We start from the raw sequence: 707 nt of genomic DNA on the forward strand, positions 1-707 counted from the left end.
TGGATCACCCGCTCCAGGCGCAACTGGTGGTTCTGGCTGTCGCCGGTCTGCTTGAAGTTGAAGCCCTGGCCCTGGGCCAGGGAGCGGTATTCGCTCTGGCTGTAGCTGTAGCTGAGGTTCCACCAGCCAAACGGCAGGTTGTAATAGAGCATGGCGTTGCGCGAGGTCTTCTGGTGGTCGCTGATGGCGTCGTGGCCGCCGCGCAGCACCAACTGGTCGGCCAGGCCCAGGGGGCTGTCCCATTCGAACGAGCTGCCCCACTGCTGCTCGCCGGTGCTCTTCTGCCCGTCGTTGCTGCGGGACAAACCGACGCGCCAGGGCTTTTGCGGGCTGTTCTTGACCAGCACCTGGCTGCCGCCCACGGCCTGGCCCGGGGCCAGTTCCATCTGCGCCTGGTTCGATGGCAAGCGGTTGAGCTGGTCGACCATCTGCTCGATCTGCCGCAGGTTGAGCAGCTCACCGCTGCTGCCGGGAAAGGCCATGTTCAATTCGCGAGCGCTGAGCTTGCTGTCATCGGCGGCCTTGAGCCCTTCGAGCTTGCCTTCCACCACCAGCACCTGCAGGTGGCCGCTGGACAGGTCCTGTTGCGGCAGGTAGGCGCGGCTGGTGACCAGGCCCTTCTCGAGGTAGCGGTCGGTGATGACCTTGAGCAATTCGTTGAGCTGGGCCACCCCCAGGCACTGGCCGATGTAGGGCTTGAGCAGGCT

General features: G+C 64.9%; 1 protein-coding gene. It reads right to left on the minus strand.

The features are described from left to right. Positions 1-707 (minus strand): ShlB/FhaC/HecB family hemolysin secretion/activation protein (locus U873_RS0133140; RefSeq protein WP_025132340.1); only part of this gene is annotated, 707 nt, incomplete at both ends.

The organism is Pseudomonas sp. PH1b, from assembly GCF_000633395.1.
In the GTDB taxonomy this organism is placed as follows: domain Bacteria; phylum Pseudomonadota; class Gammaproteobacteria; order Pseudomonadales; family Pseudomonadaceae; genus Aquipseudomonas.